Source organism: Bacteroides mediterraneensis (assembly GCF_025993685.1).
GTDB classification, from domain to species: Bacteria; Bacteroidota; Bacteroidia; order Bacteroidales; family Bacteroidaceae; genus Phocaeicola; species Phocaeicola mediterraneensis_A.
Window position 1 is genome coordinate 1180555 of record NZ_DAJPEN010000001.1, and the last position, 14503, is coordinate 1195057.

Below are 14503 nucleotides of genomic sequence, written 5' to 3' on the forward strand. Positions count from 1 at the left end.
GGAATGATAATGCCCGCAGGTTCTCAGCATGTCTGACAACCTGCGGGCATATTTGTATAGGTTATGCGGAGAAAGTCGGACACTTAGTCCAGTTCTCTCTGACGGCAGAAGCAGCCGCCGAATTTCTCGTCCACGTTTTCTACCGGCTGGCGGAAGATGCCGTACACCGAGGAGCCGGAACCGCTCATGCTGGCAAACACGGCGCCCAGGTCGTACAGTTCGTCCTTGATGGCGGCAATTTCCGGATGTTGCAGGAAAACGCTGTCTTCAAAATCATTCTTCATGCTGTCTTTCCACGTTTCTACCGGCTGGCGGACAATCTCCTTCAAGGAAACCTCCGGCTTGTGGGGAGTGATGTGGGCAAAGGCTTCGCGGGTGGATACGAAAATGTCCGGTTTCACCAGCACGAGGTAGTAGCCGGAAAGTGACAGACGGATGGGTTCAAAAATGTTGCCGATGCCGGTGGCAAAGACCGGCTGGTTGCGGATGAAGAAGGCACAGTCGGCACCCAGACGGGCGGCGTAGGTCTCCATCTCTTCCAGACTCAGGTTCAAGCGGAATTTTTCGTTCAGCAGCTTGATCATGAACGCGCAGTCGGACGAGCCGCCTCCCAGTCCCGCACCTGTAGGAATGTGCTTGAACAGGTGGATGTCGATGGGCGGCATCTCGTGGTCTTTCTTCAGCAGTTCGTAGGCTTTCACCACCAGGTTGTCTTCCGGAGCGCCTTCAAGGGCGGTTCCTTTTACGTGGAGGGTATAAGGAGTGTCATCTTTTTCTCTTCGCGTCACCTCCAGTGCGTCTTGCAGGTGGATGGGGTAAAAAATGGTTTCCAGATTGTGGTAACCATCGGCGCGTTTTTCAGTAATATTCAGGCCAAGGTTTATTTTGGCATTTGGAAAGGTAATCATAGTGTCGTTTGTTTTTTGTTGCTCAAATATACACGAAAGTTTTTAGAAAAACGGGATTCACGGAAAAAATCGTATCTTTGCCCCACTTAAATAAAAAACAAATGGCAGAACCGAGAAGAAATACACGTGTGGCGAAAACGGCCAAGACCAAGACGATGGATGAATATGGGCATTTGCAGCCGCAGGCTCCTGAACTGGAGGAAGCGGTGCTGGGTGCACTGATGATAGAAAAGGATGCGTATTCGCTGGTGAGCGAGATTCTTCGCCCGGAATCGTTCTACGAACACCGGCACCAGCTGATTTATGCGGCGATTACTGACTTGGCCATCCAGCAGAAACCGATTGATATCCTCACCGTGACCGAACAGTTGCGTTCGCGAGGCGATTTGGAAGAGGTGGGCGGACCGTTTTATATCACGCAGCTGAGTGGTAAGGTGGCTTCGTCGGCCCACATTGAATATCATGCCCGCATCATTGCCCAGAAGTTTCTGGCGCGTGAACTGATTTCTTTCACAAGCAGCATACAGACCAAGGCGTTCGATGAGACGCAGGATGTGGACGACCTGATGCAGGAGGCCGAAGGAAAGCTCTTCGAAATTTCCCAGCAGAACATGAAGAAGGATTACACGCAGATTAATCCGGTCATCCAGGAGGCCTACGAGATGTTGCAGAAGGCAGCGGCCCGTACCGACGGTCTGAGCGGACTTTCGAGTGGTTTCCATCAGTTGGATAAGATGACTTCGGGCTGGCAGAATTCCGACCTGATTATCATTGCGGCCCGTCCGGCCATGGGTAAGACGGCGTTCGTGCTTTCCATGGCAAAGAACATGGCGGTGAACAACAAGGTGCCGGTAGCGTTGTTCTCGCTTGAAATGAGCAACGTGCAGCTGGTGAACCGTCTGATTGTGAACGTCTGTGAGATTCCGGGTGAGAAAATCAAGAGCGGTCAGCTGGCACCTTACGAGTGGGGACAGCTCGACTATAAAATCAAGGAACTGTATGATGCTCCGTTGTATGTGGACGATACGCCGTCATTGTCTGTATTCGAATTGCGAACCAAGGCGCGCCGTCTGGTGCGTGAGCACGGGGTGAAGATTATAATCATCGACTACCTTCAGCTGATGAATGCCAGTGGAATGTCGTTCGGCAGCCGTCAGGAAGAGGTCAGTACTATCTCGCGTTCGTTGAAGGGACTGGCCAAGGAACTGAATATTCCGATTGTGGCCCTGAGCCAGTTGAACCGTGGCGTGGAGAACCGTGAAGGTATTGACGGGAAGCGTCCGCAGTTGAGCGACCTGCGTGAGTCGGGAGCCATCGAGCAGGATGCCGATATGGTGTGCTTCATCCACCGTCCGGAATATTACAAGATTTATACCGACGAGAAGGGAAACGACTTGCACGGCATGGCCGAAATCATCATTGCCAAGCATCGTAACGGTGCGGTAGGCGATGTGTTGCTGCGCTTCCGTGGTGAGTATGCCCGTTTCCAGAATCCGGACGACGATATGATTGTACCGATGCCGGGTGAGGAAAAGCCGGCTCCGGTGCTCCGTTCGAAGATGAATAGCGGCGGGGGACAGGATTTCGTTCCGCCTCCACCCACTGATTTGCCTCCGATGCCCGATAATCCGTTTGGCGCTCCGGTGCCGGATGTTCCGTTTTAAGGCCGAATTAAAATATTACAGGCGGCTCGCTTTGATGCGGGCCGCCTGTGGTGTATCTATACGGGTTGTTTCTGAATTACTGTGCAACGGTCACCCCGAATTCCTCCAGTTCTACCGTGGCGGTAGTGGCATCGGGAGTCGTAGCTTCCAGTTTGATGAACCGGGCAGATTCTGCCTGCGGAAGGGTCACGGTCTGCGGCAGCGGATTGTGCATGATGTTGCTGAACTCTCCGCGGCTGATCAGTTCTTTCCATTTCTTCCCATCCTGACTCACATAGAACTTATAGCGGAAGGCCATGGTCGGTTTGGCTTCTGCGTTCAGAGGTGCATAGGTAAAGGCCTTGAGGGTAACAGTCTTTCCCAAGTCGATGGTCAGCGGGGAAGCCGACAGCTCCTTCCAGGAGTCTCTGGACAGGTTGTTCCAGTTGGCTGCGCTTCCTTGTTCAGCCAGCGGCTGGGCGTAGTAAGCCGCCACTTGCTGGATGTGCGCGTTCAGTCGGCTCTGGTTGATGGTGACTTTCAAGGAGTCGGTCACGGTATCAGGAAAGCGTACCATGCGTTTGTAGCCCACGGTGGTTCCTTTTCCCAGAATCTTCCAGCTGCCGTTGTCCCAAGCTTCGAGGGTGAAGTCTTCCACTCTCTGTCCTTTGGAGATGTCTTCTTGCAGCATCACCACGTTGATAGGGCTTTGGCTTTTTACGGCATAGGTGCGTGCAGCTCCCTGCGGAGCTTCCCAAGGCTGGTCTCCACGGAGCACTTTGTTGTCTTTGAACGTTTCTTGGCGGTAAGCGGCAAATTCTTTCAGACGGGCCACATCGGCTTCATGAATCCGTCCCCGACGGTCGGGAGGAATGTTCAGCAGGAGGACAGAGTTGTAGCCTACCGACTGGAAATAGATGTCCGACAGTTGCTTCAGACTTTTTACCTTGTCATTTTCAGCTTCATGCCAGAACCATCCCGGACGGATGGATACGTCGACTTCCGACGGATACCAGAAAAGCTCAGTGGCATCTTTCAGCATTTCGCGGCTGCCCAGGTCTTTGGCCTGACTGTACACTTTCAGGCGGGCATTGTTTGCTTCCGAGCGGGCGTAAATTCCCGGGGTCAGAACCGTGGCACTCCATTCGGTTTCGCGTCCAAGGCCTTTTTCGTTGCCTACCCAGCGTACGTCGTCGCCCATGATGGCCATGACGGCTTTGGGTTGCAGGCGCTGGATGGTCTTGTAGAAGGCATCCCAGTCGTAGGTTTGTTTTTTCCCGTTGGGACCTTCTCCGTTTGCGCCGTCAAACCATACTTCGTGTACTTCTCCATAGTTGGTCAGCAGTTCGGTCAGCTGTTCGATGAAGAATTTGTTGTAGGCAGGAGAATCGCCATAGCAGCTGGCGTTCCGGTCCCATGGTGACAGGTAGACACCAAATTTCATGTCATATTTGGTACAGGCATCGCGAAGTTCCTTGACCACATCGCCTTTCCCGTTTTTCCAAGGAGAAGACGCTACGGAGTGAGTAGTGGTCTTGGTAGGCCACAGGCAGAACCCGTCGTGGTGCTTGGCGGTGAGCAATACCATCTTGAAACCGGCTTCTTTCAGGGTCTTCACCCATTGTTCGGCATCCAGGTCGGTGGGGTTGAACAGTGCCGGATCTTCCGAGCCGTCGCCCCATTCCCTGTCAGTAAACGTGTTGATGCCGAAGTGCAGGAAGGCCGTCAGCTCCATCTGTTGCCAGGCCAACTGCTGAGGCGTAGGAACCAGACGGGCCGCCATGGATACTTTCTGTTCCATGGTTTCATTGCCGGAAAAAGGCAGGTGCTTTACGAAATAGGCAGTGTCTTGCTGTGCCTGCATTCCTATGGGGAGGGAAAGCAGTGCGCATGCCGCGAGAAATTGAGGTAGTTTTTTCATAATGAGATTGTTTTCAGATTGTGATTTTGTTTCATAAATAAATGAAATAGTCCTTGAAAATGCTTCATAAGGACATTTCTTGTATATTCTAGGCGTAAAATTAATATAACTCATTCAATTTTCAGCTATTTCCGGTAATAAATCTGTAATTAAAAGATTTTTGAGCAAGGATTTCTTTGTAGAAAGCAGGATATTGTCCGATTTTAGGAAAGTATCCGAGGAAGGTAAGCACGAGCGATAGAGAATGAAGGAGTTTTCAGAATAGTGGATGGATGGGCGGAATCGAAATGAAAATAAAATGTGGCTTCCTTGACGGCGGAATGTCGAATATTTGTCTCTTTAAAACCTTATCATTCAGCTTAATTTGATGCAATCTGCGGATTTTATTAGAATATTCCATCTAATTTTTATAACTTTGCGCATCATTCTTAGGATATTATAAAAAAATTATACGATATGAATATCTCTTATAACTGGCTGAAAGAATACGTCGACTTCGACCTTACTCCGGACGAAGTGGCAGCCGCACTGACTTCCATCGGTCTGGAGACTGGGGGAGTGGAAGAAGTTCAAACCATAAAGGGGGGATTGGAAGGCCTTGTGGTAGGCGAGGTGCTGACTTGCGAACCGCATCCCAATTCCGACCACATGCATATTACCACCGTCAACTTGGGGCAGGGAGAGCCTGTACAGATTGTCTGCGGCGCGGCGAACGTGGCTGCCGGACAGAAGGTCATTGTAGCCACACTGGGTACGAAGCTGTACGATGGCGACCAGTGCTTTACCATCAAGAAGTCTAAACTCCGTGGTGTGGAGTCAAACGGTATGATTTGTGCCGAAGATGAAATCGGCGTGGGCACAAGCCACGAAGGTATCATCGTATTGCCGGACGATGTGGTTCCGGGTACACCTGCCAAGGATTACTATCACATCAAGAGTGAATATGTGCTCGAAGTGGACATCACCCCGAACCGTGCCGATGCCTGCTCACACTACGGTGTGGCGCGCGACTTGTATGCATGGCTTATCCAGAACGGACATAAGGCTGCATTGAAGCGTCCGTCGGTCGATGCTTTCAAGGTGGATAACCACGACATGAACATCGATATCGTAGTGGAAAATACGGAGGCTTGCCCGCGTTATGCAGGAGTAGCCATCAAGGGCGTCACCGTGAAAGAAAGTCCGGAATGGTTGCAGAACAAGCTCCGTCTGATTGGGGTGCGTCCGATTAATAACATCGTCGATATTACCAACTACATTCTGCATGCCTACGGTCAGCCGATGCACTGCTTTGATGCCGATAAGATTAAGGGTGGCAAGATTGTAGTGAAGACTTGTGCTGAAGGAACTCCGTTCGTGACACTGGACGAAGTGGAACGCAAGCTGTCTGACAGGGACCTGATGATTTGCAACGCGGAAGAGCCGATGTGTATTGCGGGCGTATTTGGCGGACTGGATTCAGGTACGACGGAAGCGACTACGGACGTGTTCCTGGAAAGTGCTTATTTCCATCCGACTTGGGTGCGCAAGACGGCGCGTCGTCACGGTTTGAGTACGGATTCTTCTTTCCGTTTCGAACGTGGCATCGACCCGAATATTACGATTTATGCCTTGAAGGAAGCTGCGCTGCTGGTGAAGGAACTGGCTGGAGGAGAAATCGCTTCTGAAATCAAGGACAACTATCCGCATCTGATTGCTGATTTCCCGGTAGAGCTTTCTTACGACTATGTCAACTCACTGGTGGGTAAGGTGATTCCGGTAGAAACCGTGAAGAGCATCGTTACCAGCCTGGAGATGAAGATTGTGAACGAAACGGCAGAAGGTCTTTCGTTGCTGGTTCCTCCTTATCGGGTGGATGTACAGCGTCCGTGCGACGTGGTAGAAGATATTCTTCGTATTTATGGATATAATAATGTGGAAATCCCCACTACGCTGAAGTCCAGCTTGAGCGTGAAGGGAGAAGTAGATAAGTCGGTGAAACTGCAGAACCTGGTCGGCGAACAGCTGGTGGGTTGTGGTTTCAATGAGATTCTGAACAACTCACTGACCGCTGCGGCTTATTATGACGGACTGGAAACGTTCAAGCCGGAAAACTTGGTGCGTGTGATGAATCCGTTGAGCAACGACTTGAACGTAATGCGTGCCACACTGCTTTTCGGCGGTCTGGAAAGCATCCAGCACAATGCCAACCGCAAGAATGCCGACTTGAAGTTCTTCGAGTTCGGTAACTGTTATCACTTCCATGCCGAGAAGAAGAATCCGGAAAAGGTACTGGCTGCCTATTCGGAAGAATTGCACATGGGCTTGTGGCTGACTGGAAAGCGGGTAAGCAACTCTTGGGCACATGCCGATGAAAATGCGTCTGTATATGAGCTGAAGGCTTATGTGCTGAATATCTTCCGTCGTCTGGGGGTAAACTTCGGAGGACTGGTATTCGGAAATCTTTCGGACGACATTTACTCGGTAGCTATTTCCGTACACACTCGTGGCGGTAAGCTGCTGGCTACCTTCGGTGTGGTTTGCAAGAAGATTCAGAAGGCGTTCGACATTGACCATGAAGTATATTATGCCGACCTGAACTGGAAGGAACTGATGAAGGCTATCAAGAACAATGTGGTAAGCTACAAGGAAATCTCCAAGTTCCCGGCTGTAAAACGTGACTTGGCTTTGCTGATTGACAAGAAGGTACAGTTTGCTGAAATCGAAAAGATTGCTTACGAAACCGACAAGAAGCTGCTGAAGTCTGTTGAATTGTTCGATGTGTACGAAGGCAAGAACCTGGAAGCCGGCAAGAAGAGCTATGCCGTAAGCTTCATGCTTCAGGACGAAAATGCCACACTGAACGACAAGCAGATTGACAAGTTCATGCAAAAGCTGATTGGCAACCTGCAGAACAAGTTGGGAGCTGTGCTTCGATAAGATAAAGCCCTGAATGATGCGTTACGATATTAAACCAGATTATGACCTGAAAGCTAAGCGGAGATGCCTGACGGCATTCTCCGTAGGCTTGGTACTTGCGTTTCAGGCTGTAAGAGTCCTTTGGAATTTTTCTCTCAATGCGCCATGGAAGAATGGATTGGCCATTGTGGGCGGTTTGGGATGCTTACTGATTAGCGGAATAGGGTACTGGAAATACCGGAAGCTCATTCAGCATAATAAAAAGAGAACTCATTAAAAATAAATTTAAAAATATCATCCAATGGGAAGAGCGTTTGAATATAGAAAAGCTACAAAATTGAAAAGATGGGGTCACATGGCGAAGACCTTCACTCGTCTGGGTAAACAAATTGCAATTGCAGTAAAAGCTGGTGGTCCGGAACCGGAGAACAACCCGGCTTTGCGTTCGGTAATCGCTACTTGTAAGCGTGAAAACATGCCGAAGGACAACATCGAACGTGCCATCAAGAATGCAATGGGTAAAGACCAGAGCGATTACAAGAGCATGACTTACGAAGGATACGGTCCTCACGGAATTGCCGTATTCGTAGACACTTTGACAGACAACACGACTCGTACGGTAGCCGACGTACGTTCCGTATTCAACAAATTTGGCGGTAACTTGGGTACTACCGGTTCACTGGCTTTCTTGTTTGACCACAAGTGTGTGTTCACTTTCAAGAAGAAAGACGGTATCGATATGGAAGAACTGATTCTGGACCTGATTGACTACAACGTAGAAGATGAATATGATGAAGATCCGGAAGAAGGTACCATCACTATCTACGGTGACCCGAAGAGCTATGCAGCCATCCAGAAGCACTTGGAAGAATGTGGCTTCGAAGATGTCGGTGGTGATTTCACTTACATCCCGAACGACCTGAAGGATGTGACTCCGGAACAGCGTGAGACAATCGACAAGATGGTAGAACGTCTGGAAGAATTCGACGATGTACAGACGGTTTACACGAACATGAAACCGGAAGAGGACGCAGAATAATTTTTCTCATTACATACATTACGGACGGAGTGCTTCATCAGGTACTCCGTTCTTTTTTATACGTAAAAAAGACAATAGTATGAAATACAGTTACAGAACGACGGGGACCTGTAGTTCCCAGATTGACGTGGAAGTGGAAAACGGAATTGTAAAGGACGTACATTTTACAGGCGGATGCAACGGCAACCTGCAAGGTATCTCTTCACTGGTAAAGGGGATGAAAGTGGACGACGTGATTGCCCGCCTGGAAGGTATCCGTTGCGGGGGAAAGCCCACTTCCTGCCCCGACCAGCTTTGCAAGGCCTTGCGTGAGATACGCTGAGAGGCTTTTTTAAATCTCCTCCGAAAGTGAGGAAAGCAGCACGATGAGCAGGATACCGGCGATGACGAGGGACAGGAACGTGAACAGGCTCAGCAAGCCCACGGTTTTGAAGAAGGTTCTGACCCAGCCACGGTGGTACACGGTGTGCAGTGAAATGTAGGTATAGATAAACATACCTATGAGGAAAACAGCCAGTGTGTAGAGGGGCATGTCTCCTCTGAAGGCATCCAGAAAGTTTTTCTCTGTCAGCAGGGGAATCAGCGGGATGGGCAACAGTATCAGGAACACGGTATTCAGATGAATGGCATGTACGAAATGCCACATGTAGGGATACCGTGATTTGCGGAACAGACCTTGCAGAAGCCAGGCGAACAGCGGCAAAAGGAACATCATATAGAGGGGCGTCCATTTGGACAAGCCTCCTATGAGCTGGTTGAGGAAGGATTCCCGGCGGAGCTGTTCTGCCTCATCGGGATTGTCCGCAGTCCATTCGTACACGGGTGTGAGGGCGTTTCCGGCGGAGTCGGTCTGGAAGTGGAGGGCAGCTTGCATGGATTCCGAGCTGATTTCTTTTTCTTTCAGCAGACTGTCCAGTTGTGAGGTCTTCACTTCCTGGAGGTTCAGAATGGTTTTCAGGTCTTTTTCCCGGAGGGTGCTTTCACGGAGACAAGAGTCGGCTACCAGCTTTGGCATCCGTACATAGGAAAGAGAGAAACGGTCGTCCAAGCGTTGTACCTGAAACAGTTTGTCGGTTCGGGTGACCCCTCTTTCCTGCAAAGCCTGAACGAGTTCCGGCCCCTGATACAAGTAGACGCTGGTATCGGGGAGGGCAGCTTCAGAGTTGAGCTGTTGAACTACTTCGTCACTGATGCTCAGAGAGTCTACAGCTTGCAGGGCCTGATTGGCCTTGTCGGAGGCCAGCATGAAAAAGAGGGTGAAAAAGACCACGGAGATGCACATGTAAAGGCGGAAAGGATGCACGTAGGAATTGATTTTCCCGGCATTGAATTCGTTGGTCAGAAAGCCCGGGCGGGTGAACATGAACCATAAGGTCTGCCAGATTTTGCTGTCGAACTGGTAGACATTTTCAAAGTATTGCTTGAAATATTTCCAGAACGGCTGGTAGATGTCGAGAGCATATTGTCCGCAGCAATGGCAGTACATTCCTTCCAGTTTGGTGCCGCAATTTTTGCAGTAGGTGTATGCGGGGACGGTCTTTTTGCGGATTCTCTGGAGGCGTTTCAGTTCAATGAGCCGCATAATCCGGCGTTTTCTTTCTGTCAGTTTCTGTCGCATCCGGGCGAGAAAGCCCATTCCTTTCCGTGTATTGTGTGTGGTATTTTCCATGTCGGTAAAGATGAATAATCTGATATCTTGACACAAAAGTACGTTGGTGAAATGAATTTTGCAAATATTTATAGGAAAAGCAGCATGGAAAGTCTGAGGGGCCGTTGAGCAATCAGGGGAATAAAAAAGCAGTTATATTGTTTCCTTCTGTATGGGATAATTCTTGGGAATCAATATAACTGCGGGGAAGGCCTTTCGGCATGCGGTATGAGGTTAACCAATTTTGCTTATTTTCTTCAGCTTTTCTTCATCGATAAGCTTTATTTTTCGTCCGTCGATGATAATCAGTTTTTCAGCAGCAAAGTTTGATAACGTACGGATGGCATTGGAAGTAGTCATGTTGGAAAGGTTGGCCAAGTCTTCTCTCGAAAGATAGATGCTCAGCGTACACTGGTCTTCTTCCACTCCGTAGGTCTCTTTCAGGAAAAGCAGAGATTCAGCCAGACGTCCGCGGATGTGTTTCTGTGTGAGGTTTACTGTTCTTTCATCAGAAATACCCAAGTCCTTCGATAATTGTTTGATAAAGAACATGGCCAGTTCCGCATTTTCCATAATCAGCTGGACGATGATTGGCATGGGAATCAGACACATGGTACAAGGTTCAAAGGCGGCTGCGGCAGTTACGAAGTTTTCTTCCGCAAAATAAGCACGGTAAGCAAAATATTCTTTGTTTTTAATAACGCGAATGATTTGGCTTCTTCCTCCTACACCGTCTTTATAAATCTTGACTTTTCCGTTCAGCAGGCACATTAAGTTCTCCGGAGTCTCTCCTTCACAGTAAATTGTTTCGTTCTTTTTGTATTTTTGAATTGTGAAGTTTTGAGCGAGCAATTCGCGTTGTTGCTGGGTCAATGGTTGCCATAAATCTGGTATACTTTCGGCAATCTCAGCTTCTGTTAATTCCTTTTTTACCATAAATGTTCCAAAACCATGTTATTTAGCACAAAGATAGAAAGAAAAATTGAAAATATTATTTTTTCATTGTAAAAAATACCCTTAAAACAGGGCTTTATTATATATTTGCCTTGGATATGAGAATAGGAAAAGCCTTATATGGGGTTTTGTGGGGACTATGGGTTGTATGCCTGTTGGCTGGTGTCCCGCAACGGGGAATGGCGCGTGATAACGCTCCGGCTCTTCCTCTCAAACCTTTGGTGCCTGATTCCGTTCTGGAACGCATGTTCCATTCTGCTTCCATCTATTCGCATGAGGTGAAGAGTTATAAAGCTGATTTATATTTGAAAGGACATCTCACTGTGCACAAGCAAAACCGCATTATCCGCTATGTACCTTCCATGTTTCGCTTGGAAAAAGGGGTGAAAGATTATGTACATGAGTCTATCAGTGATCTTCAATATACGGCTCCAGGTCTTATCGACCGGAAGGTAAGAGCCATGTCCACTACTTTCCCCAGCTACAGCGGACAGATTTTCGATGTGATAGACTACATGAAGTTTAATATTTATGCTCCTTCTTTGATGGGTAACAAGTTATTGTCGCCCTTGAACGAAAAAGCACGGGTACATTATCGTTATCTGCTGGAGAGTGTGGAGCCCAGGCTGGAAGGAGAATTGTATTGCATTCGGGTGCTGCCACGTTATCGGAGTACTCAGCTGGTGGAGGGAGTGTTGTGGCTGTCCTCCTCCGACTGGACCATCCGGAGAATGAGCCTGAAAGGACGGTACGACCTGATACGGTTTCATCTGGACATGCAGATGGGAGAGGAGGAGGATACCAAATATCTTCCGGTTCTGATGAACCTGGATTTGAATTTTAAGTTCCTGAAAAATCACCTGGAGATGAAATATACGGGATGGATGCGCTATTCCTCGGTAACGTATCGGAAGCCTGGAGAGGAATGGATTGGGAAGAAGACGGATGACCATAACCTCTCTAATTCTTATACGCTGACCTGTGATACCAGTCGCTTGGTGGTAGAACGGGATTCATTCAACCGTATCCGTCCGATTCCTTTGTCGTCGTATGAAGATTCGCTTTACCGGATGGCGGATGAACGGAGGCGTCAGCGGGAGGCAGATACTTTGAAGCCTCCCCCTACGAAGTTCAAAAAGAACATGGTGTTCCTCGGGCAGATAGGGGATGCCTTGATCAGCAGTTACGACATCGACCTGTCGCGGGTGGGAAGTATCAACTGTTCTCCGATTATTAATCCGTTGCTGGTGAGTTACAGTCATCGTAACGGGATTTCGTACCGTCAGGTATTCAAATACAACAAACTGTTTCACGACGGGCGTTTGTTGCGTATCGCTCCCCAGATTGGTTATAACTTTACCAAGAAAGAACTCTATGCCAAGGCAGACGTGGAATATTTCTATAATCCCCGGAGGTTGGGTTCTATTGAAGTGCATGCTGGAAACGGTAACCGCATTTACAGTAGTGTGGTGCTCGACCAGCTGAAGGAAATGCCGGACAGTACGTTTTCGTTTGAAGGACTTGAATTGGATTATTTTAAGGATGTGTATGTGGACGTGTCGCACAACATTGAACTGTGCAACGGACTGAAACTGGGTACAGGGGTGGCCATGCACTGGCGGTATACCAAGAGTACGCCGGAAGTAGAAGCCCGTGTCCGTTCCCGTTACAACAGTTTTGCCCCTCGTATCCGTCTGGAATGGACGCCGGGGATGTATTATTACATGAACGGAAACCGAAAAATCAATGTGGGTTCATATTATCCGACTTTTATGCTGGATTATGAAAGAGGAGTCAGGTTATTGAAAAACTCAGGCACGTATGAGCGTATCGAATGTTCGGTGGAGCAGGTTATCCGCCTGAAAAATGTTCGTTCGATAGCCTATCATATTGGAGGCGGAATGTTTACAAACCAGTCGGATATGTACTTCGTGGATTACGTGCATTTTGCCAATCTGAATCTGCCGCAGGGCTGGAACGACGACATCGGCGGTACTTTCCAGATGCTGGATGGGCGTTGGTACAATGCATCCAGTCACTATTTGCGGGGAAACATGACCTTTGAGGCTCCCTTTATTCTCCTGTATCCGGTGTCCCGTCTGTTGTCTTTCATTCAGAAAGAACGGATTTATGCAGGCATTCTGTTTATGCCTCATCTGAATCCTTATCTGGAGTTTGGATATGGTTTCGCCACCCACCTTTTCGATGCCGGTGTGTTTATCGGAAACGAAAAAGGTAAATTTACCTCCGTGGGATGTAAATTTACCTTCGAATTATTCAATAAATAAGTATCTGCTTACACCAGCTCGTCCGATGTGTAGCCTTGCGGAAGCGGACGGCAGTTGTAGCCTGAGGCCATGATTTCTCCGTAAGCTCCGGCCGAACGCAGGGCAATGAGGTCGCCGCGGTGTACCTTGTTCAGGTCGATGGCCTTGCCGAACACGTCGGATGATTCACAGATAGGCCCTACCACGTCGTAGGTTTCTACAGGTTCTTCCGAGGTCAGGTTTTCAATCTTGTGGTAAGCCTGGTACAAAGCCGGACGAATCAGGTCGGTCATACCCGCGTCTACGATGGCGAACTGCTTGTTTGTGCCTTGTTTCACGTAAGTCACTTTGGTGATGAGGCTTCCGCATTGTCCCACTACCGAGCGTCCCAGCTCAAAATGGAGTGTCTGTTGCGGGCGCAGGCGCAGGTGCTTGTGATAGGTAGCGAAGTACTCGGCGAAGTCCGGAATCGGCTGGCGGTTAGGATGTGCATAGTCGATGCCCAGTCCGCCTCCCACGTTGATGTGTTCCACGATAATCTGGCGGGCATAAAGTTTTTCCTGCAGTTCGTTCACGCGGTTGCAGAGTGCCACGAAATCGCCCATGTCGAGAATCTGTGAACCGATGTGGAAATGTAGTCCCACGAACTTCACGTTTTTCATCTCCAATGCCAGGTCAATGATGTGGTCCATGTCCTGCATGCTGATGCCGAATTTGTTTTCTGCCAGACCGGTAGTGATGTTGGCATGCGTATGTGCACCTACATCCGGATTGATACGGAATGCTACGCGGGCAATCTTGTTCTTTGCCGCAGCCAGTTCATTGATGACCTCCAGTTCCGGAATGGACTCCACGTTGAAGCAGAAAATGTCATAATCCAGTCCCAGATTGATTTCCTTGTCAGTCTTTCCCACGCCGGCATAGACAATCTTGCTGGCCGGGAATCCGGCTTGGATGGCTGCCTGAATTTCTCCGCCGCTCACACAGTCGGCTCCCAGTCCGCTTTCGCGGATGATACGCAGGATTTTGGGATTGGCATTGGCTTTTACGGCATAATGCACACAGAATTTGTTATATCTCCCTGCTTCTTCCTTGATTTTGTCCAAGGTTTCACGCAGCAGGTTCGCGTCATAATAATAAAACGGGGTTTCAAGTTCCCTGAAACGTGTTATTGGAAAATTTGCTTTCATGTGAGTTTAGTTGTTTTTGATTGATATAGGGGATA

General features: G+C 48.9%; 10 protein-coding genes. 5 read left to right on the forward strand and 5 right to left on the reverse strand.

What is annotated here, in order from left to right:
• Window positions 1-83: 83 nt before the first annotated feature.
• Window positions 84-908: a 4-(cytidine 5'-diphospho)-2-C-methyl-D-erythritol kinase gene (ispE, locus tag OIM59_RS04655; RefSeq protein WP_299167849.1), complete on the reverse strand. Its 825-nt coding sequence runs from the start codon at window positions 906-908 to the stop codon at window positions 84-86.
• A gap of 101 nt (window positions 909-1009) precedes the next feature.
• Between ispE and dnaB the strand changes: the two genes are divergently transcribed.
• Window positions 1010-2572, forward strand: a complete 1563-nt coding sequence (gene dnaB, locus OIM59_RS04660) for a replicative DNA helicase (protein WP_299167847.1) — start codon at window positions 1010-1012, stop codon at window positions 2570-2572.
• A 76-nt stretch (window positions 2573-2648) separates the two neighbouring features.
• On the opposite strand, the gene OIM59_RS04665 is transcribed toward dnaB, so the two are convergent.
• Entirely contained in the window at window positions 2649-4472 is a 1824-nt protein-coding gene (locus tag OIM59_RS04665; RefSeq protein WP_299167844.1) for an alpha-L-fucosidase, read from the reverse strand.
• Window positions 4473-4928: 456 nt separating this feature from the next.
• On the opposite strand from OIM59_RS04665, the gene pheT reads away from it, so the two are divergent.
• The 3 genes from pheT to OIM59_RS04680 all read left to right on the forward strand — a co-directional run bounded on the left by pheT (window position 4929) and on the right by OIM59_RS04680 (window position 8731).
• Entirely contained in the window at window positions 4929-7391 is a 2463-nt protein-coding gene (pheT, locus tag OIM59_RS04670) for a phenylalanine--tRNA ligase subunit beta (RefSeq protein WP_299167842.1), read from the forward strand.
• Between the two features lie 280 nt (window positions 7392-7671).
• Window positions 7672-8409, forward strand: a complete 738-nt coding sequence (locus OIM59_RS04675) for a YebC/PmpR family DNA-binding transcriptional regulator (RefSeq protein WP_022353817.1) — start codon at window positions 7672-7674, stop codon at window positions 8407-8409.
• Window positions 8410-8488: 79 nt separating this feature from the next.
• Entirely contained in the window at window positions 8489-8731 is a 243-nt protein-coding gene (locus OIM59_RS04680; protein ID WP_022353818.1) for a TIGR03905 family TSCPD domain-containing protein, read from the forward strand.
• Window positions 8732-8740: 9 nt separating this feature from the next.
• Here OIM59_RS04680 and OIM59_RS04685 read toward each other — a convergent pair whose 3' ends face one another.
• Together OIM59_RS04685 and OIM59_RS04690 are read right to left on the reverse strand one after the other, a co-directional pair.
• Entirely contained in the window at window positions 8741-10078 is a 1338-nt protein-coding gene (locus OIM59_RS04685) for a DUF3667 domain-containing protein (RefSeq protein ID WP_299167837.1), read from the reverse strand.
• A 213-nt stretch (window positions 10079-10291) separates the two neighbouring features.
• A complete protein-coding gene (locus OIM59_RS04690) occupies window positions 10292-10993 on the reverse strand; it encodes a Crp/Fnr family transcriptional regulator (RefSeq protein ID WP_148327775.1) in 702 nt (233 codons plus the stop codon).
• Window positions 10994-11109: 116 nt separating this feature from the next.
• Here OIM59_RS04690 and OIM59_RS04695 point away from each other — a divergent pair, with 116 nt between their 5' ends.
• Window positions 11110-13299, forward strand: a complete 2190-nt coding sequence (locus OIM59_RS04695; RefSeq protein ID WP_299167833.1) for a DUF5686 family protein — start codon at window positions 11110-11112, stop codon at window positions 13297-13299.
• A gap of 8 nt (window positions 13300-13307) precedes the next feature.
• Here OIM59_RS04695 and lysA read toward each other — a convergent pair whose 3' ends face one another.
• Window positions 13308-14468, reverse strand: coding sequence for a diaminopimelate decarboxylase (gene lysA / locus OIM59_RS04700; RefSeq protein WP_299167831.1), 1161 nt, complete (start codon window positions 14466-14468; stop codon window positions 13308-13310).
• Window positions 14469-14503: the final 35 nt, after the last annotated feature.